Origin of the sequence: Pseudomonas sp. BE134, assembly GCF_031456105.1 — a bacterium.
GTDB lineage: Bacteria > Pseudomonadota > Gammaproteobacteria > Pseudomonadales > Pseudomonadaceae > Aquipseudomonas.
This window is the reverse complement of record NZ_JAVDUA010000001.1, coordinates 333,988-357,285: the sequence shown is the minus strand read 5'-3', so window position 1 is coordinate 357,285 and position 23,298 is coordinate 333,988. Positions and strand designations below refer to the sequence as shown.

Here is a 23,298-nt window from a genome sequence, read left to right as displayed (position 1 = left end):
GTGGAAATTCATGTCGCCCGGCGACGAAACAACAGCCAGGCCGAGCCCAATGGCACCGCCACCCACAGCAACAAACACAGCCAGAGCATCGAGCCCGGCATCGGCAAATCGCTGCCCAGGGTCAGCACACCCGCGGTGCTGGCGCCGGGCTCAAAACCGGAGAGGTTGATCAAGCGGTAGATGTCAGCGGGATTGAGCAGCAGCAACCAGGGCAGCACTTTGGGGTTGAACTGCCCTTCGCTGAGCACCAACAGCGCCAGCAGTGCCAGGTCGAACACCAGCACAAAGAAGAACCAGACACCCAACGCCAGCCCGGCCGCCGTGGATTTCTCGGCCGACACACTGCTCAGCACATAGGCCAGTCCCAGAAAGCCCCAACCCAGCAACGTCGACGACGCCATGAACCGGCCAAAAGCCCAGAGCAGCAGGCTCAGTTCGACATCGTCCACCAGCACCGCGATGGCCAGCATGGCGCAGCCGAAACCGATCAGTGTCGCCAGCGCCAGGATCAACCCGTGGCCGACAAACTTGCCCAGCAAAATCTGCCCGCGACCCAACGGGTACGTCAGCAACAGCAGCAACGTGCCGCTTTCGTCCTCGCCGACGATGGCGTCATAGGCCAACAGCAACGCAATCAACGGCATCAAAAACGTTGCCAGACTGGCGAGGCTGGCGATAGTGGCCGGAACCGAGGTGAAACCCAATTGCCCGGAAGCCGCGGCGCCCAGCCACGCGATGCCAATGGCCAGCACCGCGAACAACACACTGATCGCCAACAACCAGCGATTGCGCAAACCATCACTGAATTCCTTGCGAGCCATGTTCCAGACAGCGTTCATACGGCCTCCCCGATCGGCGCCGCACCGGCCCGGCTCATGTAGTAGCGGTAAATATCTTCCAGCGACGGCTGATGGATTTCCACGTCGGCCGGTTCGTCTTCATTGAACAGTTGGCGCAACAGCCCCACCTTGCTGCCATTGAGCGCGGCCACTTCAAGCCCTTCGACGCCCCAGCGCTCGGTGACGTGCCCGGCGTTGTTCCAGCGTTGCTGCAAGGGCCCGGCGTGCTTGAGGCCGTTGGCGCGAATCAGCGTCGGCAATCCGGCTCCCTCACGCAAACTGCGCAGACTGCCGAGGGCCAGCAGGCGGCCCTGGGTCAGAATCGCGGCGCGGTTGATGTGCGCCTCGACGCCCGGCAACACGTGAGAACAGAGAATGATGCTGGTGCCCTGGCTGCGCAGGCGATCGAGTAAGCGATAAAGGTCCTGGGTCGCGATCGGATCGAGGCCGACCGTCGGTTCGTCGAGCAGCAACAAACGCGGCTCGCCGAGCAGCGCTTGCGCCAGCCCCAGGCGTTGACGCATGCCTTTGGAGTAGGTCTTGACCCGCCGATGCGCCGCACCGGCCAGGCCGACTTCCTCTAGCAGTGCGTCCACCTGGGCGAACGCGGCACCTTTGAGTCGCGCGAAATGGCGCAAAGTCTCACGACCGCTCAGCTGCGGGTAAAACGTCACGTTCTCCGGCAGATAACCGAGCAGGCGCCGTACGTGGGGATCACTGGGCAAACGGCCGAACACCCTGACCTGCCCTTCGCTGGGCTGGAGCAGGCCAAGCACCAGTTTCATGCTGGTGGTCTTGCCCGCGCCGTTGTGCCCGAACAAGCCCAGCACTTCACCTTCAGCCAGGCTGAGGTTGAGCTGATGCAACACGGTGGCATGCCCATAGCGCTGGCTCACGCCTTGTAGGTCGATGACGTTCATGAGGTGGGCTCCTGGGTCTGGGTTTGAGTGGATGACTTCATCAGCGGATGACTGTCCAGCACCCCCGGCGATTTCATCACCGGAAAGGCCCGTTGCACCCAGCGCAGCAACTCGATGCCGGGGCTGTTCATCAACAGGCGCACCTGCGGGTACAGCCACAGCAGACGGTCGACGTTGTCATTGGGTTCGTAGGCGATATCGCCGAGGCCATCGTTGTTGCGGTCCCAGCCCAGGTAATCGCTCCAGTAATTGCCCCGGCCATCCGCCGACCATTCCTGCAAGCGGGTGGCGACGTACTTGACCTGCCGTTGGTTGCCGACAAAAGCGTTGTCGGCGATCCGGTTGTCCTCCGAGCCGGCGGTGAGGTGAATGCCCACGGCGCTGTGCTCGAAATGATTGTGTTCGATGCTGTTGAACAGCGAGTTGTAGATGAACAGCGCCTTGCCCTCGGCACCGCTGATCATGCTGTCGCCGGTCGAGCCGTCGCGCACGTCAGTGACGAAGTTGTCACGCAAGGTTGAATAGGTGATGTAGTTCATCAGGATCCCGTAGTTCTGATCCTGTTCGGAGCGATTGCCGATCACCGTGAGCTTGCGGCTTTGCATCAAGGCGTAGCCGGTACGGGTGCGGCGGGTGGTGTTGCCGATCAGCTGGTTATCGTTGGCGAACATGTAATGCACGCCGTAGCGCAGGTCTTCCAGGGTATTGCCTTGCAGCAGGTTGCCGTTGGAGGTGTCGATGTAAATGCCATCGCGGGTGTCGCGCACTTGATTGCCAATGACCTTGGCGCCATGCACGGCATACAGGTGAATGCCGTTGCCGCGATCTTGCGAGCGCATCGTCGGGTCACCCTGAATGCGGTTGTCGATCAGGCTCACATCCTGCGTACCGTCGACCCAGATACCGAAGCCCTTACCCTGCAGGCGATTGCCTTTGATCACCGCGCCATTGGCCTTTGGCTGGATGAACAGTCCCGCGTTCATTGCGGTGAGGTCGTGCCCCCAGTCCAGAAAGGTGCAACCCTCGATGCCGACATCCGGCGCACTGATGATCAAGCCGTTGCCCTGCCCTTCTCCCTGAAATACCGCACCCGGCTCGCAGACAATCTGCATCGGTTGATCGACGCTGTACGAGCCTCGGTATTCCCCGGCCGGCAGGTGCCAGCGTTGATCGGCATCCACCGTCAACGGCAACGTGGTGATGGGTTGCACCGCCAGCGCGCTGCCGGACATCAACAGGAGCGCAAGCGCAATGACCTTCACCGGGTTTCCCTTGCTATCAGTCATTGCTTCGCTCCTGTCGATGGGCAACGGTCAGGCCTTCTCGACCTTCATGCGGCCGACCATTTCCATGTGCAGCGCATGGCAGAACCAGCTGCAGTAGTACCAATGCAGGCCGGCCTTGTCGGCGATGAAGGTGATCGATGAGGTCTGCTGCGGGCTGATCTCCATGCTGACGCCATGGTTGGTCATCACGAAACCGTGGGTCACGTCTTCAATCTGGTCGATGTTGGTGATGGTCACCGTGACCTCGTTGCCCTGCTTGACGGTGAACTCCGGCAGACCGTAGGCCGGGGCCATCGAGGTCATGTAGACGCGGACTTTGTTACCGTCCCGGATGACCTTGTTGTCGGTCTCCAGCTTGATCCCGTCCTTGGCGGCGATCGCCACGGTTTCGGCGAAAAACGGGTCGTTGCGGTCCCAGATTTTCTTGGTCTTGATCTGGTCGCGCCGGGCCATGATGCAATCGTGGGGTTCGGCGAAGGCCGGGCCGTCGTGCACCAGTTTCATTTCCTCGCCGGAGATGTCGATCAACTGATCGTTTTCCGGGTGCAACGGGCCGGTCGGCAGGAAGCGGTCTTTGGAGAATTTGCTCAGAACCATCAGCCATTTGCCGTCGGCTTCGCTGGTTTCAGTCAGCGACGCATGGTTGTGGCCCGGCTGGTACTGCACGTCGAGCTTCTGCTTGATGTAGTTGACCTTCTCGCCGGTGTAGGCGCGAACGGCTTCTTCAACATTCCACTTCACCACCTGGCTGTCGATAAACAGCGTGGTGTAGGCATTGCCGCGGCCGTCGTAAGTGGTGTGCAGCGGGCCCAGACCCAGTTCCGGCTCTCCGACCACCGCGTCACGCGGGTCCTTGAGTTTGTCGTCGAACAGATCATCCAGCTTCGCGGTGGCGATGATCGTGCAAGTGGGCGAGAGTTTGCCGGCGGCAATGAAGTACTTGCCATCGGGCGTCATATTGATCCCGTGGGGGTTCTTCGGCACCGGGATGTAACGGGTGAATGTGCTGTCCTTGCCCTCGGTTTTTCGACCGTCGACCACCGGCACTTTCGAGCCATCCAGGGTGATGAACTTGCCGGCCTTGATCGCCGCTTCGATGCGCTGGATATTGAACACCACTACCCAATCGCGCTCATTGCGCATCATGCCGCCCAGATCGTAGGCCTTCTCCGAGTTGTAGCAGGTCGAAGCGGCATACTTGCCGGTGTAGTCGGCGTCGGTGTTGTCCAGGTTGCCGTCGACGATGACCTGGAAGGCCATCTCCATTTTCTCGGCATCGATGGCGTTGAACATGGTGTAGCTGTTCTTGTCCTGCAGGTCGAAGGTGCTGCCGTCATTGGGGTGGGGAATGACGAATTCGGCGTTGGCGAATACGTACTTGGTGTGCGGCATTTTTTGCAGGCGCAGCCCGTGCACAGCCTGCACATTGGGCACGGTGAGCATCTTGTCGCACTTCATGATGTCCAGACGGATACGCGCAACGCGGCTGTTGGCCTTGTCGTTGATGAACAGGTATTTGCCGTCGTACTTGCCGTCGGTCATCGACAAATGCGGGTGGTGGCAGTCGCCATTCTGGAAATGCGCGCTGTCGCCCATGATCCGTTTGCTTTCGTTGGTCAGGCCCCAGCCAGTGGCGGAGTCGACGTTGAACACCGGAACACGCAACAACTCGCGCATCGACGGAATGCCCATGATCCGCACTTCGCCCTGATGGCCGCCGCTCCAGAAACCATAGTATTCGTCCAGCTCGCCCGGCCCGACGTGGGTTTTCGATTGCGCGTCCTTGGCCGCAGCCGCCCAGGTTTCACGGGTGAACACTGCGCCACCAAGGGCCGTGGCGCCAGCCAGTACCGCGCCGGTCACCGCGCTGGTGCCCAGGAAACCGCGACGACTGAGGCCGGTCGATTCCGGCACTTCAGCTACTTTTTTGGATTCTGTGTCGTTCATCAGGTGTATTCCTTGAAGGGATAAAAACGGTCACTGCGGACAGGCGCTCGCGGGGTTCATTCCAGAGCGGTCACTTCCACGACAGGGATCAGTTGCACAGCAACGGGTGCCGCTTTGCCGCGCTTCTTGCGCTTGTTGATCAGCGGCGGGCATTTGTTGTCGTTCTGGTAAGTCATCTGGCAATCGAGGCAGTAGTGACACTCGTTGGCATTGATCCGGCCGTCGGGATGAATCGCCTGGATCTCGCATTCCTTGGCGCACAGTTGGCACGGCGTGCCGCAGTCCTTGCGGCGTTTGAGCCAGTCGAACAGGCGAAATTTGCTCGGAATCGCCAGCGCCGCGCCCAGCGGGCAGATGTAACGGCAATAAACTTTGCGCGTGAAAATGTTGATGACCAGCAGCGCCACCGCGTAGAGCACGAACCACCACTGGCGGTCGAACCTGAGGGTGATGGCGGTCTTGAACGGCTCCACCTCGGCGAACAGTTCGGCGGTGGACATCGATTCCAGGGAGATGCCGAACAGCAGCAGCAAAATGATGTATTTGATCGCCCACAAGCGCTCATGGACCGCAAATGGCAGTTCGTATTGAGGGATTTTGAGCTTGCGCGCGGCTTCGTTGATCAACTCTTGCAGGGCGCCAAACGGACACAGCCAGCCGCAGAACACACCACGGCCCCACAGCAGAATGCTCGCAGCGGCGAAGACCCAGAGCATGAAGATCAGCGGATCGGTGAGAAACAGCTCCCAGCGAAAATGATCGAACAGCGCATGGGCGAAGGTCAGAACATTGACAACTGACAACTGCCCCAGCGCGTACCAGCCGATAAACACCACGGTAAAGACCAGGTAACCACGGCGCAGCCAGTGCAGAAAATGTGGCCGGCGGGTGAAGGTGTCCTGCAAGAACAGGATCGCGGTCAGCAGCAGCAACGCGGTGCCGAGCACGGCGATCTGGAAGGATTTTTGGTACCAGATGTTCAACCACATTGGCCGACTGGCTTCCTCGAGGGCGGCCAATTCTTCGGCGCTGGGCAGTGGCCGTTCAAGGTACGGCTCGGGCAATTGATAGGCCAGTTCGAAGCTGCTGAACGTGCCACTGAGCGGCCCGGTCTGACGACGCACCAGCAATTCCAGGGACCAGGGCGATCCCGGATCAAACTTGGCCGGTTCGCGCACAATGAAAATCGACATCTCAGTGAACTCGGGCATGCCCTTGGCGAACACGTCGGAGAGCCGCTGATGGTCCATGTCGCGAAAACTGATGACGTTGCCGAACTGACGCAATTGCACCCGATCGAAAATCCCGCCGCGCACATACCCTGAGCCCTTATAGGAAAACAGCCCACGACCCAGCACCGCGATGGCCTGCTCGCCGGGTTTGAGGTCTTGCATGAGGAAGCGATATTGATTGTCGCCCAGCAGCGCGCGGCCGATGGTCGGCGGATTCAGGTCGGCGGTGAACAGCTCGATAAAGGTCTCATCAACTTGATCGGCGCTGGCGTTGTCGACACCTTCGGCGTCGGTGCCCTTGAAGGCGGCATCGACCTGGCCACGGGTCAGGTTCAAGCGGCGGATGGCGCCGTTACCGGTCAGTTGTTCCCAGGTGGCGGGCTCGAAAAAGTCCTGGCGCACGGTGGCGGGCTTGCGTGCCACACCGGCCGTTTCCTCAATCAGCTTGAGCGATACGGCCACCTCATGGGCAGCGCGCATGATGACCTCGTTGACCACCATGGCCGTGACCGTGGCACCGGCGATGGCATCGACGGTGACCGCATTCGGATCACTGGAATGGCCGACGACAACCCGCTGGCTGACCTTGACGCCTTTGTATTTGGCGCTGAAGCCGTGAAGTTTTGCCTCAGGAATGCCAATCAACAGAATCGGCTCGTGGTGCTCCAGCACATAGGCATCCTGAATCATGCCGGTCGTGTCGAGAATCACTTGGGTGTTGATCGGTTTGCCCGAGTAGGCCGGAATATCCACCACGTCCAGGCTCTGGAACACATAACCGATGGCCTTTCCGGCGGCGGACAGCGTGCGCACCTTGAACTTGCCTTCGGGAGCGGAAACGGAATCGGTCTGAGGGAAGGTTTTTTCGATGCGCTGCTGCTCGATGTCACCGTATTGCTTGGCTTGCACCGCCTCGAAGGTGGTGAGCATCAGCGTCAGCATGACCACCAGCCCGACGCCCCAGGCGCGCAGGTTGCCGTGTATCGAAGGCTGATGGATTATCATGGGCTCGCTGATTCGAAAGGGCTTTCGGTCATGTTAGGGAGCGTTGCGCCCCCTGCCCTTGATTGAGATCAACTTGAGTCCATTGAGCACACGCTGCCTCAAACCGTGCGTGAAAACTGGCCTTTTTGCTCACCACCCAGATAGGCGTCAAACGCCATCGCGGCACTGCGCATCATCAAATGCCCTTGTGGCAACAGCACCAATTCGTCGCGGTGAATCTGCAGCAGCCCATCGCGCACATGCTCGCCCAGCTGTGCCAGCGCTTCGGCAAAGTACTCGGCGAAGCGAATGCCATGGCGCGCTTCATATTTGTCGAACCCGATGCGGCCATGGCACATCAGGTCGCTGATCACCTCGCGGCGCAGCAGGTCGTCGGCGTTCAAGCGGTAACCGCGATGCACCGGCAACAACCCTTGATCGATACGGGCGTAGTACTGCGAAAGCTCCTTGACGCTTTGGCTGTAGCTGTCACCGACCTTACCGATCGACGACACCCCAAGGCCGATCAAATCGCAGTCGGCATGGGTGGAATAGCCCTGAAAGTTACGCTGCAGGGTGCCATTGGCCCGGGCCAGCGCCAGTTCGTCCTCCGGCAAGGCGAAATGATCCATGCCGATATAGACATAACCGGCCTCAGTCAGACGGCGGATGGTCAGCTCGAGCAGTTCCAGCTTGCGCTCCGGTGGCGGCATATCGGCGGGTCGAATCAGCCGTTGCGCGCGGACCAGCTCGGGCAAATGCGCGTAACTGTAGGCGGCAATCCGGTCCGGACGCAGCGCGATGATCTTGCTGAGGGTGACGTCGAAACTCTGCACGGTTTGCAGGGGTAGACCGTAGATAAGGTCGACGCTGATCGACTTGAAATGCGCCTCACGCGCCGCAGCGACCAGCGCATAAATCTGCTCTTCACTTTGCTGGCGATTGACCGCAGCCTGCACGTCGGGGTCGAAATCCTGCACGCCGAAGCTCAGGCGATTGAAGCCCAACTGGCGCAGCGACTGAATCTGCTCGGTGCTGATGGTGCGCGGGTCGACCTCAATGGAGAACTCATGGTCATCGCTGTCATCCAGGTTGAACGCCTGGTGCAGGCAGTCCATCAGGTCCGCCAGCTGCTCGCTGGTCAAATAGGTCGGCGTGCCACCCCCCAGGTGCAACTGGGTGAGTTTGCGGGTGTTGTCGAACAAGGCCGCCTGCATCGCGATTTCGCGTTTGAGGTACTTCAGGTACTCGACGGCGCGATGGGTTTTCTGGGTAATGATTTTGTTGCAGGCGCAGTAGTAACAAAGGCTTTTGCAGAACGGGATGTGGATATACACCGACAACGATTTCGGCGCTTCCACCTGATTGCTGTCGCGGGCGGCACGCTGATAGTCGTCAACGGCAAACGCCTGATGAAACTGCGGCGCCGTAGGGTAAGAGGTATAGCGCGGCCCCGGGCGGTCGTACTTTTCGACCAGGGCGCGATTGAAATCAAATGTCGTGTTCATGATCGATCAACTCGCAATGGGCCCGCCCAAATCCTTTTCAAACAGGTTGCAGATGGCATCCACTTCCGGCCGACCGGCGGGAAGGATACTGATGAAACGGTCTGACAATTCAATCAACCCATCCCGACTCAATTGCTCCAGCAACGGCCAGACGGCGGAGAAGTACTTGGAAAAAACCAGTCCATAGCGCCGCTCGATGGCGCGGATATCCAGTTCCTGATCACAGGCCAGACGCTCCATGACCATGTGCCTGATCTGATCCCCCGCCTCGAAGCGCCAGCCTCGACACGTCGGCAGTTGCCGCATGTCCAGCTGCTGTTGATAGCGTTCAATCTCGTCGGTGTTTTGCGTGTACAAATCGTCGATCTGACTGATGGCGCCCAAGCCGAATCCAACATGATCGCAATAGCCGTGACGGGAGAAACCCTCACAGGTACGGCGCAACCGGCCTCGCTCTTGGGCGACCGCCAAATCATCATCGGGCCGGACAAACTGCCCCAGACCGATGTAGTGATAACCCGCGCAAAGCAATTGTTCGAAACAGATCTGGCGCATCGCGCCTTTATCGTCCTTGCTGCACAGCTCTCTGACTTTGTCACCGAGCACCGGACGATAGCGCCGTGGTGGCCGGGCATAATCGAACACCATCAGCCGGTCCGGCTCCAGCTCGATAATGCTCGCCAGCTTCAGCGCAAAACTGTCAGGCGTCTGCCAGGCATGGCCGAAGCCCAGATCGACGTTGATGGATCGAAAACCAAAGGTGCGCGCGGCATCCATGAGCGACTGGATCGGCGCTGGGTTCTGGTAGCAGGCCACCGATCTGTCACAGTCGGCGTCGATATCCGGCACGCCGATGCTCACATGATTGAATCCCTGGTCACGCAGCAATCCCATGGTCGACCAGTCGGTGTGGTAAAGGTTTACCGCGACGCTATAGTCGCCGCCTTCGTGTTCGAGAAAATTGAACCGGCCACGCAGACGACTCATCAACCGTTGCAGATGGGCAGGCGTGGGTGTTCCACCCCCCAGATGAAACTGCTCGACCCGTTGCTCCGCGCCGAGGTGACAACCGACGAGGTCGATTTCACGTTCCAGATGCTGAAGATATTGCTCAATACCGTTGTGCTCACCAGCGATATCACGCGGGGAACATGAAGACGGCTTGAGACTGGAAGGCAGTTGCACGTTCAGGGACAGCGGACGGCACTTCTGGCGGCTGACGCGCAGTGCACGAAGCAGGTCCAGAGAGCCAATACCGTCATGAAATTTTTGCGTGTCGGCATGACAGTTAGGGTCAAGCACTCCTTGATCGCACCGAGCGATCTCGCCTGGGCTGTGAAATAAATCGAGCATGACGGTCTCCGAGACTGGCTGCGGACTTTCAGTCTCCGGGTTTAACCATCAATGCTCCTTGATTTGCGTCAAGCGCAAGCAAAGTGTCTGCACAACGGACCACCGGTCAGCCCCGATTACCACGTCAGGTAAAACATTCCCTTGGCCAGCAGCACGATAACGACCATGTGGCAGAACAGGCTGCCATGGATGAAGTGCAGGTATCGTGGGCTCATCCGCCCGCTTTTAAACAAAAACATGGCGCCGAGGAAATGCAGCAGCACGCTCACGGCCACCGCGATTTTCAACGCCAGCAGTGTGCCGAACGATGAGGTCAGTGGTGAGGCCAGGGCTGGCAAGTAGCGTAACCAGACCATGCCCAGCCCCGCACCGAACAACACCAGCAGCACCCACGGCATCAGCGAGCGAGCCCGGCGACCGATGCCCTGTTCCACCAGCAGCATCACCCTGGCGGGTAACTGTTTGCGGATGCTTTCCAGGAACAGGACTTCGAAGAACACCGTGCCGATGAAGATCAGCGCGGCAAACAGGTGCAAGGTCAGAATCAGCGGATAGATCATGGTGGTTTCGCCTTGAGTCAAGGCAACCCGTTATGGCACAAGCGCACGGGATGTCGGTCTCTGGAGACTACAGAGCCGTCCGATCCATACGGTTGACATCGATCAAGAAAGCCACAAAACCCATACTCACCGGGCGGCATCATCCAGTTCAGAAGAACATGCGAGGCAAGCCAGGGGGGACGATCACTCAGCATGACAGGACTATTATCGAGCGCGCAGGAGCGATCGTTTTTACCGTTGGTCGAGAGAAATACCTGATAGGCGGCCTGCCTAAACATCGTGACCTAGTATAAACGAAGGTTCGGCTGGAGATTCCCCAATGTCATGGGCTGAAGAACGCAAACCTGAACGCAGCAAGGAAACCCGGCTGTTTCTCTTTCTTGTCGTCTGCCTCTTTCCGTTGCTATCGGTCGCTATCGTCGGCGGCTACGGCTTCATCGTCTGGTTTTTCCAAATGTTGTACGGCCCACCGGGACCACCCAACTGACTAATAGCCTTTTCTTAAAAGCCTGTTGGAGCTTGCACATGGACGACGCCCTGCATATTGCCAGCCTTGTGGTACTTGCCCGACCTGAATTATTCGACGCGGTTAAAGCAAACTTGCGTCTTTTGGGCAGTGTGGAACTGCATCAGGAAAGTGCTGCGGGAAAACTGGTGGTGGTACTTGAAGCCGTACACGAAAGCCAAATCCTTCAACGCATTGAACAGATCAACAACTTGCCGGGCGTACTCAACGCCGCGTTGATTTATCACGAACTCCTCGAGCCCGAAGGAGATATCGAATGAGCATGTCCCGCCGAGCATTCGTCAAGGCCCAGGCGGCCGCCATCGCTGCCGCTGCTGCCGGTCTGCCGATTGTGACCTCCTCCAGTAACCTGATTACCGAAGCAGACATGGTCACCTTGGACTGGAACAAGGCGCCCTGCCGTTTCTGTGGCACCGGTTGCAGCGTGATGGTCGCGACCCGGGATAACCGGGTGGTCGCCACCCATGGCGACGTCAAGGCCGAGGTCAACCGTGGCCTGAACTGCGTGAAGGGTTATTTTCTGTCAAAGATCATGTACGGCGTCGACCGCCTGACCCAACCGCTGCTGCGCATGAAGAACGGCCAATACGACAAGCAGGGCGAATTCCAGCCGATCAGTTGGGAGAAAGCCTTCGACATCATGGAATCAAAATTCAAGGAAGCCCTGAAGGCCAAAGGCCCCGAGTCGGTCGGCATGTTCGGTTCCGGGCAATGGACCGTGTGGGAAGGTTATGCCGCCAACAAGCTGATGAAGGGCGGCTTTCGCTGCAATAACATCGACCCCAACGCGCGGCATTGCATGGCCTCGGCGGTGATGGGTTTTATGCGCACCTTTGGCATGGATGAGCCGATGGGTTGCTACGACGACATCGAAGCCACCGACGCCTTCGTGCTTTGGGGCTCGAACATGGCCGAGATGCACCCGGTGCTCTGGAGCCGGGTCACCGATCGGCGCTTGAGCCAGCCTCACGTAAAAGTCGCCGTGCTGTCGACCTTCGAACACCGCAGTTTCGAACTGGCCGACATTCCCATGGTGTTCAAGCCGCAAACCGATCTGATGATCCTTAACTACATCGCCAACCACATCATTGAAAGCGGCGCGGTGAACCAGGACTTCATCAGTAAGCACACCCGGTTTGCCCTGGGCGCCGACGACATCGGCTACGGCCTGCGCCCGGATGACCCGCGGGAAATGAAGGCGAAAAATGTCGCAAAAGCCAACACCTGGACGGACATCTCGTTCGAACAATACGCAGCATTCGTCAAACCCTACACCTTGGAAAAAACCGCCAAAGAGACCGGTGTTCCGGCTCAGCGACTCAAGAACCTGGCCGAGTTGTATGCCGACCCCAAACGCAAAATCGTGTCGTTCTGGACCATGGGTTTCAACCAGCACACCCGTGGCGTCTGGGCCAACAACCTGATCTACAACATCCATCTGCTCACCGGCAAAATCAGCGAGCCGGGCAACAGCCCGTTCTCGTTGACCGGCCAGCCATCGGCCTGCGGAACGGCACGTGAGGTCGGGACGTTTTCCCACCGCTTGCCCGCCGACTTGGTCGTGACCAACCCCAAACACCGCGCCATCGCCGAAAAAATCTGGAATCTGCCCGCCGGCACCATTCAGGAGAAGCCTGGGTTTCACGCGGTTGAACAGAGCCGCATGCTCAAGGATGGCGTACTCAACGTCTACTGGACCCAGGCCAGCAATAATATGCACGCGGGGCCGAACATCATGCAGGAGGTTCTGCCGGGTTGGCGCAACCCGGAAAATTTCGTGATCGTTTCGGATGTCTACCCTACGGTTTCCGCTCAAGCCGCCGACCTGATCCTGCCCAGCGCCATGTGGGTGGAAAAGGAAGGTGCCTTCGGAAACGCCGAGCGGCGTACGCAATTCTGGCACCAGTTAGTGAGCGCGCCAGGGGATGCCAAGTCAGACCTGTGGCAGTTGTTGGAGTTTTCCAAGCGCTTCACCACCGATGAAACCTGGCCCGCGGAATTACTGGCCAAGTCTCCTGAGTACAGGGGCAAGACCCTGTTCGACGTGCTGTTCAAGAACGGCCAGGTTGATCAGTTCCCGATCGAACAACTGGAAGCCGGATACAAAAACGATGAAGCCAAAGCCTTTGGTTTCTATCTGCAAAAAGGTTTGTTTGAGGAATACGCCCAGTTCGGTCGCGGCCACGGTCACGATCTTGCCACGTTCGACCGCTACCACAGCGAACGGGGTCTGCGCTGGCCGGTGGTCGACGGCAAGGAAACCCGCTGGCGTTACCGCGAGGGGCTGGACCCGTACGTAGAGAAAGGCAGCGAAGTGCAGTTTTACGGCTACCCGGACAAGAAGGCGATCATCTTCGCCCTCCCCTACGAGCCGCCGGCCGAAGCACCGGACGCCGATTTCCCGTTCTGGCTGAGCACCGGACGCGTACTCGAACATTGGCACACCGGCACCATGACCCAGCGCGTCGAGGAACTGTACAAAGCGGTGCCGGACGCGCTGGTCTACATGCACCCCGAAGATGCCAAGGCTTTGAAGGCGCGGCGCGGCAGCGAGGTGAAGCTGATCAGTCGGCGCGGGGAAATCCGCGCGCGCATCGAAACCCGCGGGCGTAATAAACCGCCTCAAGGCTTGGTGTTCGTACCATTTTTCGATGCCAACAAGCTGATCAACAAAGTCACGCTGGATGCCACCGATCCGATCTCCAAGCAGACCGATTACAAAAAATGCGCGATACGAATCGAGTTGGTCAGCGTGGCCTGAGGAGAACTGTCATGCCTTTTCGAATCCTGCCGTTGCTCCTGCTCGCTGCGATGGGCGTGGTGATCGCTGCCGAAGTCGGTTACCCGCTCGATGCGCCAGGGCCGGACGGGCGCCGACCCGGCGGTACCTTGACCCAGAGCATGCCGGCCCCGCCCATCGCCGACGAAGAAAACAAGGACCTCAAGCGCGAACGCAACTACCCGGATCAGCCGCCGACCATCCCCCACACTATCCGCGGCTATCAGATCGACAAGAACGGCAACAAGTGCCTGTCCTGTCACAGCAGGGCCAATAGCGCGCGGACCCAGGCGACGATGATCAGCATCACCCACTACATGGACCGCGACGGCCAGGCACTGGCAGCGGTATCACCGCGTCGGTACTTCTGTAACCAATGCCATGTGCCGCAAGCAGACGTGCTGCCGTTGGTGGGAAACAGCTTCGAGACGATCGACAAAATACTGCAAGACGACGCCAACGCCGAACAGAAACCCTGAGGAGGCAACATGAAAGCACTGTTCGCCCTGCTCAAGGATTACTGGGGCATCCTGCGTCGTCCGAGCCTCTACTACAGCCTCGGTTTCCTGACGTTGGGGGGCTTTATTGCCGGGATCATTTTCTGGGGTGGCTTCAACACTGTGCTCGAGCTGAGCAATACCGAGAAGTTCTGCATTTCCTGCCATGAAATGCGTGACAACGTATTCGTCGAGTTGAAGGATACGATTCACTACACCAACCGCTCCGGTGTGCGCGCCAGTTGCCCGGACTGCCACGTCCCCCACGAATGGACACACAAGATCGCGCGCAAGATGCAAGCGTCGAAGGAAGTCTGGGGCAAGATCTTCGGCACCATCGATACCCGCGACAAGTTCCTCACCTTGCGCCGCGAACTGGCCGAACATGAGTGGGCCAGGCTCAAGGCCAACGACTCTCGCGAATGCCGCAACTGCCATAACTTTGAATTCATGGACTTCACTCGCCAAGGAAAGCGGGCCGCGACCATGCACTCGACGTCATTGGCCAGTGGTAAGGCCACCTGCATCGACTGCCATAAGGGCATCGCTCACAGGCTGCCGGATATGAGTGGAGTAAAAGGCTGGTAAATATTTTCTGGTGAGCAGCGTGGAACTTCCCTAAAGTCCTGCTCGCAACTGGATGGATAACGTTCGTATGCGAATCACCTCAATCGGTTGTGGGCTCAACCAGTCGATGCAATAGATTGACTAAATCGTTCAGCCACACAAATCTCAGCTTACCGAGAATGCAAAAAATCCCTACAGTTGGTGCGCCATGGCGTGGACATAGCCCAGCGAAGCAGTGTTGAAAGCCATGCCGGCAAGAAATTGCGCGCAGGCCATATTTTCCCGGGCTGGCATGTCGTCACCCAGGGCAACGGCAATGCGCGGGTTGGCCGAGCTCAATTCCACGACCTTGAGTGCACAGGCATCGGTGCTCGGCGTTGCCGCAGTCGACACATAGGCTTCGATAGCGAGGGTCAGCGCCTCCATGCCGGTGGCAGCGGTGAGTCCTTTGGACATGCCTGCCATCAGCGAAGGATCGTTGGCCGACAATAATGGGTGACGTTACGGTCGACGATGGCCATTTTCGCGTGCCGGACTTCGTCGGTAGTGATGCAGAAACGGGTCATTTCACTCGCTGTGCCAGCGGTGGTATTGATCGCGATCAACGGCATCTGTGGCTTGGCGGATTGATCCACGCCTTCGTAATCACTGATGTGCCCGCCGTTGGCGGCGCACAGGGCAATAATCGGTCGCACCCTTCACAAGAGCAACAAGGTCCGCTTTGGGTTGTCGATTAGAGTTCTTCGCGACTGGCAGTAATCAAAGCTGCCTATGACCAGGAGCGCTCTGCAAATTTGCGTCCGTGGACGTCTTGGAGCCTGGACGGGAGAAGCGCTGGACTGCCTTTGCTCTGTATAAGGTAGTTCTCATCACGCGATATTGATCGCAGTGGCACCATCATCTGTCAGGGATCGCTCTTCGGCTTGGTTTTTCTGGTGCTCGGCTTACGTTTGGCACCGGGAGCCTGACGCACCTGCGTCAGTTGCTGCTGCAGCGTTTAGGCACGGGCGTGCTGTGCTGCTGCCGATTGCCGAGATTAACTGAGTTCGGTCTGTATCGACTCCAGCCGCCGTTGTAACTGCTCCACGTGTCGCCCGACCTCCTTAAGGTGAGTCACCGAAGCCTTGCCCTCCTCCCGGGCGCGGTCTACCCCGCGGTGCGCGCGATCCTCACTCCACGCACGTAGCTCTCCTGCTCGGTCTTGAGCCGCAGCGCCTGCAGATCCTGCTGTAATGTCTGGTTGTGCTGCTGAACTTCACGGCGCTCTCGCAACAAGCTCTCGCGCAGCTGTTGCAGATCCTCGATCTGCAACTGGCGCGGGGACGGCAGCAGTTCCAAATCGTCCAGGCGCATCTCCACTGACTGGCGCCCAGCCAAGGCATCCGCCGCCTGCTGGAGAAATTGCGCCGAGTCCTGACGCGCCTAGTCCTCAACCGCCGCCACCCGTTCGTGTTCTGCGATCAGCACCTGACGTTGCTCCACTAGCGCCTGTTCGGCGACGCCCTGCGCCAGTTGAATCGCCTGTTGCCACACGGCGACAAAAGCCTGCGACACCTCGCTAGGAATTGCTGGCAGACGACTCTGCTAGCTCAGCCGTTCTGCGAGGCGCGCCCACCATTGATCGAGCAGCCCGCCGACCCGCGCCGGGCTGCCGCGGCCCAACTCCAGACGTATGCGCTCTACCGTCGGCCGTTCGCCACGCGCCAACACCGCGTCCCTCGACCCGCATGTCCTCGCGCTCAACGCCCAGGAAGCGGCGGCCGCATTTATCGCGGCCGGCACCGCGGCCAATACGGTGCCCAGCTACCGTAGCGCCCTGACCTATTGGTCGGCCTGGCTGCAACTGCGTTATGACCAGGCGCTCGGGGATGCCCGCTGCTGCCGGCGGTGGCGATTCAATTCGTCCTCGATCATCTGTCGCGGCCCCTGGAACAAGACGGCTGGGCTCACCTGTTGCCGCCCAGCATTGACGCGGCGCTGGTTGCCGCTCGGGTCAAGAGCAAACTGGGACCATTGGCCTACAACACGGTCAGTCACCGCCTGGCGGTGCTCGGCAAATGGCATCGACTCAATGAGTGGGACAGTCCATGCGAAGCGCCAGCGTTGAAGACCCTGCTGCGCGAGGCGCGCAAGGCTCAGTCGCGCCAGGGCGTGTCGGTGCGCAAGAAGACTGCGGTTGTGCTCGAGCCGTTGCAGGCGCTGCTCGCCACCTGTACGGATGGCGTGCGCGGAGTGCGCGATCGCGCCCTGCTCCTCCTGGCCTGGAGTGGCGGCGGTCGCCGACGTTCGGAGGTCGTGAGCCTGCAGGTTGGCGATGTACGCCAACTGGATACCGATACTTGGCTATACGCCCTAGGCGCCACCAAGACCGACACCGGCGGCGTACGTCGCGAGAAGCCATTGCGCGGCCCCGCAGCACAGGCGCTGACGGCCTGGCTCAAGGCTGCGCCGGCGCAGGACGGCCCGTTGTTTCGCCGGCTGTATAAAGGTGGCAAGGTCGGGACTGCAGGCTTGTCGGCAGATCAGGTGGCACGCATCGTTCAACGCCGTGCCAAGTTGGCGGGCCTCGAGGGCGATTGGGCCGCGCACAGTTTACGCTCTGGCTTTGTCACCGAGGCCGGGCGTCAAGGCGTGCCTCTGGGCGAGGTCATGGCCATGACCGAACACCGCAGCGTCGGTACGGTAATGGGGTACTTCCAGGCAGGTTCGTTGCTAAACAGTCATGCCACTAATTTGCTGAGCGATGAGCCGGCGAAAGATGTACAAACACCAACTGAGGAGGCAAAGAAGTGACTGGTATGACTATCCACTAAAATGCACCTCTTTCCCACCCACGCCAACCCATCACTGATGAGCTAAACATCGCTTATTCACCCGCATAATTATAAGCACCAGACGAATAATAACTAAAAACATTAAACAAGCTGAGCAACTATGCGCAATAGTTTAGTTGAAACCGTAATGCAGCATATAAACTGCCAAAGATAACCATTTACAAAGACGCAACGTAAATTTCTTGACATGGAATTGAATAGCACTAGAATTACTACATTATTTTGTGCATGCACACTGTAGAGCCCATACCAACAAAAAGCAAATAACATATCTAGCGCCATACAGAACCTTTTAAATAAAGGAGTTGTAAATGGACCACCCCCTAGATGATGACGAGAAATTTAGAATAGAAACCCAGGCCCGCCTTGAAAAAATCAAGGAGCTAAACTGGGAGTTTCAGGTCGGTAAAAAAATAAAAAATCTTCCGGTATTGCAGCATTCTAGGAATACCGAATTGGCATACCGTGCAGCCATCGATCACTATCGAAATATAGGATATTGTCATCTGCCCGCCATAATTGAACAGCTGGCGCACTATTTAACAATCTGTGCGGAAACGACATCCGCATCAACACTAAGAATAAGACTTAGTGCCATTTCTGCGTGGCATCGCAAGATGGGCTTAGACGACCCAACCCGTAACACGGAAATTAGAAACCTTATTAGAGACCTGGCAATAATTAGCGAAAAGAAAAAGAAAACTACATCGCCATTAAAATTTGAAGAATTGCAGATAATAATAGACCATCTTGAAAGCGTTATCTCCCAGCTAAAAAACGACACTGCTCGTTCGCCATCGCAAGACAGCAAGCTACTGCGTTGCTATCGTGATAAATCCCTGATACTTTTTGGGTTTTGGCGCGGATTTCTTAACCATCAACTATCTGGGCTTGTCGTTGAGCAACTAAATATCATACCTAATCAAGGCATGACCATCTTGGCCCATGACCCATCCTCGCAAAGTTTAAGAGATTTTTTTACGCCATTTTTGAAACATTACTGCCCAGTAAAAGCGCTGGAAGACTGGCTGAGCATTGGAGGGATTAGTCATGGTCCGATTTTTAGGGGAATCGATCGCTGGGGAACTATTGATTCTGCCAGCCTTAACTCACGTTCAATTACACCCATGGTGAGAAGTTGGATAGAGGAAGTGGGCTTAAACGTGGATTTTACGGGGCATAGTCTACGCCGTGGTTTCGCATCCTGGGCGGTGGAAATGGGTTGGGATATTAGATCAATATTGGAATATGTAGGTTGGGCTCAACTCAGTCAGCACCACGACGCCCTTGTCAAAAGCACACCAAACTTACAAGCTTTTTTAACATACGATATTGATGCATTAGAATAAATCTGAAACTCGCTTAGTAATTCGTTGAAAGCACAGTGGCGCCGTTGTAAATTTCAAGCATTGATCTCGACCTATAGTTGAATATGTGGCGACGCGGTCAATGTACCAGCTTTTCACGGGAATATCGGTCGGACCACAGATAACCGCATATAACCAACCCCTGGAGTCGGGAACAAGCGCACCCAATCTAGCGCCACTATCAGCAATTACTCCCCATAAAAAATCGGAATTAGGATAATCCAACAGATAAGAAGCGATGGCCATGGCGACTAAGCGAATAAGCGGATCCACTCCCTCGCTGACACGATCAATGAGAGAAGCCACGTCCTCACGTGACCCTTGATTATACTGGTATTCAGGGCGCCAAAAAAACACATTAAATAACTGATATGCATAAGCTGGAGGGTCAACGCCTTTGACGTGACGCCTCAATAACAGGCTTAGTAAATCTAAAATCATAGTGACTCGCTCCGGGGGATTTTCTAATCCATGGATAGAGTAATAGTTTGCTATCTCAGCCTGAACGGGCGACGCCATTTTACTCAATACAGTCAGTGCGAGTTGCATTTCAGCATACTTATTCGGACCACGACCGCTGAGCAACTCAAAATTGGAAAGCAGCTGCAGATTTCCAAAAAAATCATTGCCTGAATGCGATTTACTTTGACCATCAATTACCATTTTCATTGCTGCAATGGAGCGATCAACAACGTTAAGTACGCAGTATTGCCCGGTGAGCGGTCGCATGACGCAGTAATGTTTATCACAAAGGAGATACCACCAATGCAACCAATTGCGCCTCCAAACAGGGACTCGAGTAAAGGCTAGATCTTCAATCGCGCACTGTGTACAAAAATGAATACGGTTGCGATGAGTGGGTAACGTCCACCAACACTCTGCAGCGCTTTGCGAAATCAGGTCCGGCACTGGAATTGGCAAGTATCCCTGTAGGGTCACTATATCTTGCAACGAATAGAAATAATCCAGGTCGCTATAATGCTGTTTGCTTTGAATAAAATGCCGGAGGCCTACCGAGTTAGCATGACTGCTTGGTATTTTGGCGTAAAAAATCTGACGACAAATCCACGATGAAACGGATTCGTCAGCGTGAAATTCACTCACAATGCAGCCCATCTAGAATCGGAATGTTTTTTGCCAGTTTTAACATCTCTAGATCGACTTTTTCATGCCCCTCCTTTATCGCCCAAATTGCCGCGCGCCTCACACGCTTGACAATACTATCTAAAACCCCACCCGTTTCATTTATTAAATAGGTTGCAACAGGCAATGTATGCAATTCAGATTTAAACCTAAGTGGAAGCGTACCTTGAAATGAGTTAAGGAACGAGCGAAGCTCCGCTTTATCGACCCATTTTTTTAACTCGAAGTTATCGAACCTCCTTTGGATCTGTGGGTCTGACTGAACCACGTTTTTGCAATCGCCGGTACCGATACATATAAGAACCAATCCATATGGCCACGCGGAAAGCTGCTTTAACCATTTTAGGTTTTTTCTTATATCCGCAGGCCTGCAAAGTAACATGTCGTTTAACTCATCAATTACCAGCGCCCGAATTCTATTCATACGGATAGCCTGCAAGAGCACATCTTCGTTACTATCCAGTCGCAGATTGCCAATTGAAGTTAAAGCCGCAACTGTGGACTCCACAAACTTTCGATGATTGTCAGTTTCCTTGTCTTGAAGACTCAGTGAAACCACACATGACTTTGCCCCAGAAGCTATTCCATATGTTTTGTCTATTTTTTCAAATAACGCTGTTTTACCCATCCCGGGGCTTGAATGGACGAGAATACAAGGTGCTTGAATACCTATTGGTATCTGCAAAAACTGATCGATAACGGCCAATATGTATGCTGCCGCTGGGTAATTCACCCAAACATCTTCATAGATGGCTTGATATCGTTTAATAACGCTTTCTGAAACTAACGCTCGCCTGGCTTCAAGCACATGAGAAAATTCTTCTTGCATGTCCATCTAACCATCCTCACCTAAAAATCAACTTTGTACAACCCAGGTGGGTCATCGTCGTCTTCTAGATCATCTGAATCAAGCTTGAGATCCTCCGCTTGTAAATGGCGAGTCGTATCATCGAAAAAAATACTCTGGGACGAATTCTCCTTTATCTTCTTCAGTTTTTTTGTGGTTGAACGTGAGCGCTCTACTAGCTCTCTGTTTTTTTTGATTAATTCAAATATTTCATCAACACTTACTTTTCGGGCATAGCTACCTTCCCTAATATGACGCTCGCGTGCCAATTGCTGCTTCGCAAGCTTTAACTCTTCTAGTGATACATCTGGCCTTCGTATATCATAATACGGAACCTCTATATAACCTTCTCCGGTTGGATTTACCCATACCTGCTTTAGCGACAGTGGGTTATATTTAACTGTGCAGTGAACTTTCACGTGACCGTACAACGCCCCAGACCAATACTGAATTCTATTTAACTCTATTCCCTGCCGACTTATTACTCTGGAATGCTCCGGCAAAAAATCCAGAGTAAACTCGAAAGGATTGACTACCAATTCTGGATGGTTTAGTGATCCGCCCTGCATTGAGGCCTCCATCCACTTTTCATGGGGCGTCACCCCCAAAATCCTATGTACAGTATGATGGTAAATTTGTATCTCTCTTGCAAACCAAAGTCGAAACTCAGAAAATGTCAAGCAAGCATTTTTCTCACTGTCATAATCACCTTTTAATACTACATTGGAAAGTGTGGTACCCGGCAAATAATGAATGTGCCCCATTGCTAACGTTCCGTTTAAACGCTCAATGTGCCCCCCCCACCAAGGTTTGCCATAAGGTCGCCAATGGAGTTTTATCTGGTGCTTTTTCGCAGCAATGCGAAAGCCTCGTGCTTTGAACTCTTTTGCATTGTCCATAGATATGTTCTCTCCCTTACCATAATAGGGATAAGAAATGTCCGTATCACCAACTGCTTCCAGCCACCTGTTTTTTGGCAAGGTAGCGTGCGTTACTGCCATCGCAACGCTGTAAGAGCTGGGCGCGTGTATTGACAAATAAAACCCGATAACAACTCGACTGTAAACGTCTATAATTAGCGTCGCCCATGGTCGGCATAATGGTTTGCGATCTTTCTCATCAACTATAATGCAATCAATGACACAATGATCCATTTGCCATTTTTCAAGAATGGTTTTAGCCTCGTTATGATTAGGTCGGGCTTGATAGACATCATTCGCTTTTTTCTTGCCTTGTTGTAAACCCATCATTTCCGACCGATTCTTTTTTCCCACTCGGGCATTGACGGCTCGATATCCTGGAGGGCTGCAGTTTGCGGCACGACACATTTCATCAACTTTAGATTTTACCGCTGTCACTCTAGTTCCTGGGCCGATCCACGTTTCTTTTATTGCTACTTCTATTATTGAATCCACCTCAGGAGATAGGGCGCTTGACCCTGGTTTCCTTCCTCTTTTGGACCGTATTAAACTACTAGGGCCCTCGCTTTCATCATACTGCCCTAATAGCACATAACATCTGGGAGTGCTTATACCTAGCTTTTTACATAGCGCCGTAAAGTCGCTATTTTCTCTGTTGCTTGAAAAATAAGATTGAATTTCTTGGAATTTTCGCTCAGCTAACGCCCACTCCCTATCTGGAATGTCTTCCATTCCTCGCGAGTATCCACCTGGTTTTCGAGCCTCCTTTTCTTTTGGTAAAAGCGAAAGCTCTCCAATAGGAGCATCGATGTATTGTTGGGTTTCTTTATCGAGTAGATGGACACGTTCCAAAGAAAGTGAAGCTTCATAGGAATATGCGCGGCCCTGCCATAAAACAAGCTGACCTTTATGCATGCCTTTCATAGCGCAAGCCTCAAATCGTTGCTCTATAAAGCAATAATTGAAGCTTATTTTGCGTAAATTTCAATAAATCCGAAAAAAAACAATCACAGCGCAATCGGGTTGCACAAAAAACCCATAACAAACATTAGGTTAGGATTTATCGTTTTTTTTGAATTCCGACATTTGCAGCGTTCAATTCTTCAATTCCTTCCTGAGCCCTTATCCGCGTGTCAGCATTTCAACCAACACCGAATGCTCGGGAAAACGCGCACTGATGTGGCCCTCC

At 55.6% G+C, this 23,298-nt stretch carries 17 protein-coding genes and 3 pseudogenes; 7 read left to right on the top strand and 13 right to left on the bottom strand.

What is annotated here, in order from left to right:
* Positions 1-8 precede the first annotated feature (8 nt).
* The 8 genes from J2Y56_RS01505 to J2Y56_RS01470 form a co-directional block, all read right to left on the bottom strand.
* A complete protein-coding gene (locus J2Y56_RS01505; RefSeq protein ID WP_310348158.1) occupies positions 9-839 on the bottom strand; it encodes an ABC transporter permease subunit in 831 nt (276 codons plus the stop codon).
* On the bottom strand, positions 836-1,759 hold the full coding sequence (locus J2Y56_RS01500; RefSeq protein ID WP_310348155.1) for an ABC transporter ATP-binding protein: 924 nt from the start codon (positions 1,757-1,759) through the stop codon (positions 836-838). The genes J2Y56_RS01505 and J2Y56_RS01500 overlap by 4 nt, the downstream gene beginning before the upstream one ends.
* Complete coding sequence (locus J2Y56_RS01495; protein WP_310348154.1) at positions 1,756-3,045, bottom strand: nitrous oxide reductase family maturation protein NosD; 1,290 nt, start codon at positions 3,043-3,045, stop codon at positions 1,756-1,758. Before J2Y56_RS01495 ends, J2Y56_RS01500 begins: the two co-directional genes overlap by 4 nt.
* 27 nt (positions 3,046-3,072) lie before the next feature.
* On the bottom strand, positions 3,073-4,995 hold the full coding sequence (gene nosZ, locus J2Y56_RS01490; RefSeq protein WP_405046836.1) for a TAT-dependent nitrous-oxide reductase: 1,923 nt from the start codon (positions 4,993-4,995) through the stop codon (positions 3,073-3,075).
* Positions 4,996-5,048: 53 nt separating this feature from the next.
* A complete protein-coding gene (gene nosR / locus J2Y56_RS01485; protein ID WP_405046835.1) occupies positions 5,049-7,166 on the bottom strand; it encodes a transcriptional regulator NosR in 2,118 nt (705 codons plus the stop codon).
* 161 nt (positions 7,167-7,327) lie between these two features.
* Positions 7,328-8,716, bottom strand: coding sequence for an oxygen-independent coproporphyrinogen III oxidase (gene hemN / locus J2Y56_RS01480; RefSeq protein WP_310348149.1), 1,389 nt, complete (start codon positions 8,714-8,716; stop codon positions 7,328-7,330).
* Between the two features lie 6 nt (positions 8,717-8,722).
* Entirely contained in the window at positions 8,723-10,069 is a 1,347-nt protein-coding gene (locus J2Y56_RS01475; protein WP_310348148.1) for a coproporphyrinogen III oxidase, read from the bottom strand.
* A 116-nt stretch (positions 10,070-10,185) separates the two neighbouring features.
* Positions 10,186-10,629, bottom strand: coding sequence for a CopD family copper resistance protein (locus J2Y56_RS01470; RefSeq protein ID WP_046027234.1), 444 nt, complete (start codon positions 10,627-10,629; stop codon positions 10,186-10,188).
* 319 nt (positions 10,630-10,948) lie between these two features.
* Here J2Y56_RS01470 and napE point away from each other — a divergent pair, with 319 nt between their 5' ends.
* The 5 genes from napE to J2Y56_RS01445 are packed head-to-tail and all read left to right on the top strand — an operon-like array spanning position 10,949 to position 15,019.
* The gene (napE, locus tag J2Y56_RS01465; RefSeq protein WP_046027232.1) at positions 10,949-11,116 is read left to right on the top strand and encodes a periplasmic nitrate reductase, NapE protein; all 168 of its coding nucleotides are present in this window, start codon (positions 10,949-10,951) and stop codon (positions 11,114-11,116) included.
* 38 nt (positions 11,117-11,154) lie between these two features.
* A complete protein-coding gene (locus J2Y56_RS01460; protein WP_310348146.1) occupies positions 11,155-11,415 on the top strand; it encodes a chaperone NapD in 261 nt (86 codons plus the stop codon).
* The gene (gene napA, locus J2Y56_RS01455) at positions 11,412-13,916 is read left to right on the top strand and encodes a nitrate reductase catalytic subunit NapA (RefSeq protein WP_310348145.1); all 2,505 of its coding nucleotides are present in this window, start codon (positions 11,412-11,414) and stop codon (positions 13,914-13,916) included. The genes J2Y56_RS01460 and napA overlap by 4 nt, the downstream gene beginning before the upstream one ends.
* Positions 13,917-13,927: 11 nt before the next feature.
* Entirely contained in the window at positions 13,928-14,413 is a 486-nt protein-coding gene (locus tag J2Y56_RS01450) for a nitrate reductase cytochrome c-type subunit (protein ID WP_046027229.1), read from the top strand.
* A 9-nt stretch (positions 14,414-14,422) separates the two neighbouring features.
* On the top strand, positions 14,423-15,019 hold the full coding sequence (locus J2Y56_RS01445; protein ID WP_310348138.1) for a cytochrome c3 family protein: 597 nt from the start codon (positions 14,423-14,425) through the stop codon (positions 15,017-15,019).
* Between the two features lie 174 nt (positions 15,020-15,193).
* On the opposite strand, the pseudogene J2Y56_RS01440 reads toward J2Y56_RS01445, so the two are convergent.
* Positions 15,194-15,681: pseudogene (locus J2Y56_RS01440) on the bottom strand (iron-containing alcohol dehydrogenase); the annotation flags it as partial.
* Positions 15,682-15,902: 221 nt separating this feature from the next.
* Positions 15,903-16,741, bottom strand: a pseudogene (locus J2Y56_RS01435) (DNA-binding protein).
* Here J2Y56_RS01435 and J2Y56_RS01430 point away from each other — a divergent pair.
* Positions 16,671-17,791: pseudogene (locus tag J2Y56_RS01430) on the top strand (site-specific integrase). The pseudogenes J2Y56_RS01435 and J2Y56_RS01430 overlap by 71 nt on opposite strands.
* A gap of 352 nt (positions 17,792-18,143) precedes the next feature.
* A complete protein-coding gene (locus J2Y56_RS01425; RefSeq protein WP_310348135.1) occupies positions 18,144-19,181 on the top strand; it encodes a tyrosine-type recombinase/integrase in 1,038 nt (345 codons plus the stop codon).
* Here the strand turns inward: J2Y56_RS01425 and J2Y56_RS01420 are convergent.
* Genes J2Y56_RS01420 through J2Y56_RS01410 form a run of 3 tightly spaced genes read right to left on the bottom strand, consistent with a single transcriptional unit; the run spans position 19,173 to position 23,033 of the window.
* Positions 19,173-20,303: a TniQ family protein gene (locus J2Y56_RS01420; RefSeq protein ID WP_310348133.1), complete on the bottom strand. Its 1,131-nt coding sequence runs from the start codon at positions 20,301-20,303 to the stop codon at positions 19,173-19,175. The two genes, J2Y56_RS01425 and J2Y56_RS01420, sit on opposite strands and share 9 nt — an antisense overlap.
* Positions 20,296-21,177: a TniB family NTP-binding protein gene (locus J2Y56_RS01415; RefSeq protein WP_310348130.1), complete on the bottom strand. Its 882-nt coding sequence runs from the start codon at positions 21,175-21,177 to the stop codon at positions 20,296-20,298. Before J2Y56_RS01415 ends, J2Y56_RS01420 begins: the two co-directional genes overlap by 8 nt.
* A gap of 14 nt (positions 21,178-21,191) precedes the next feature.
* Positions 21,192-23,033 carry a transposase family protein gene (locus J2Y56_RS01410; RefSeq protein WP_310348128.1) on the bottom strand — a complete coding sequence of 614 codons (1,842 nt, stop codon included), beginning with the start codon at positions 23,031-23,033 and terminating at the stop codon, positions 21,192-21,194.
* Positions 23,034-23,298: the final 265 nt, after the last annotated feature.

Coding starts and splice junctions, on each gene's coding strand:
- J2Y56_RS01460 (WP_310348146.1), top strand. CDS start 11,155: ATGGACGACGCCCTGCATATTGCCAGCCTTGTGGTACTTGCCCGACCT.
- nosR (WP_405046835.1), bottom strand. CDS start 7,166: ATGCTGACGCTGATGCTCACCACCTTCGAGGCGGTGCAAGCCAAGCAA.
- J2Y56_RS01500 (WP_310348155.1), bottom strand. CDS start 1,759: ATGAACGTCATCGACCTACAAGGCGTGAGCCAGCGCTATGGGCATGCC.
- J2Y56_RS01450 (WP_046027229.1), top strand. CDS start 13,928: ATGCCTTTTCGAATCCTGCCGTTGCTCCTGCTCGCTGCGATGGGCGTG.
- J2Y56_RS01470 (WP_046027234.1), bottom strand. CDS start 10,629: ATGATCTATCCGCTGATTCTGACCTTGCACCTGTTTGCCGCGCTGATC.
- napA (WP_310348145.1), top strand. CDS start 11,412: ATGAGCATGTCCCGCCGAGCATTCGTCAAGGCCCAGGCGGCCGCCATC.
- napE (WP_046027232.1), top strand. CDS start 10,949: ATGTCATGGGCTGAAGAACGCAAACCTGAACGCAGCAAGGAAACCCGG.
- J2Y56_RS01475 (WP_310348148.1), bottom strand. CDS start 10,069: ATGCTCGATTTATTTCACAGCCCAGGCGAGATCGCTCGGTGCGATCAA.
- J2Y56_RS01425 (WP_310348135.1), top strand. CDS start 18,144: ATGGACCACCCCCTAGATGATGACGAGAAATTTAGAATAGAAACCCAG.
- J2Y56_RS01415 (WP_310348130.1), bottom strand. CDS start 21,177: ATGGACATGCAAGAAGAATTTTCTCATGTGCTTGAAGCCAGGCGAGCG.
- J2Y56_RS01495 (WP_310348154.1), bottom strand. CDS start 3,045: ATGACTGATAGCAAGGGAAACCCGGTGAAGGTCATTGCGCTTGCGCTC.
- J2Y56_RS01410 (WP_310348128.1), bottom strand. CDS start 23,033: ATGAAAGGCATGCATAAAGGTCAGCTTGTTTTATGGCAGGGCCGCGCA.
- J2Y56_RS01445 (WP_310348138.1), top strand. CDS start 14,423: ATGAAAGCACTGTTCGCCCTGCTCAAGGATTACTGGGGCATCCTGCGT.
- hemN (WP_310348149.1), bottom strand. CDS start 8,716: ATGAACACGACATTTGATTTCAATCGCGCCCTGGTCGAAAAGTACGAC.
- J2Y56_RS01505 (WP_310348158.1), bottom strand. CDS start 839: ATGAACGCTGTCTGGAACATGGCTCGCAAGGAATTCAGTGATGGTTTG.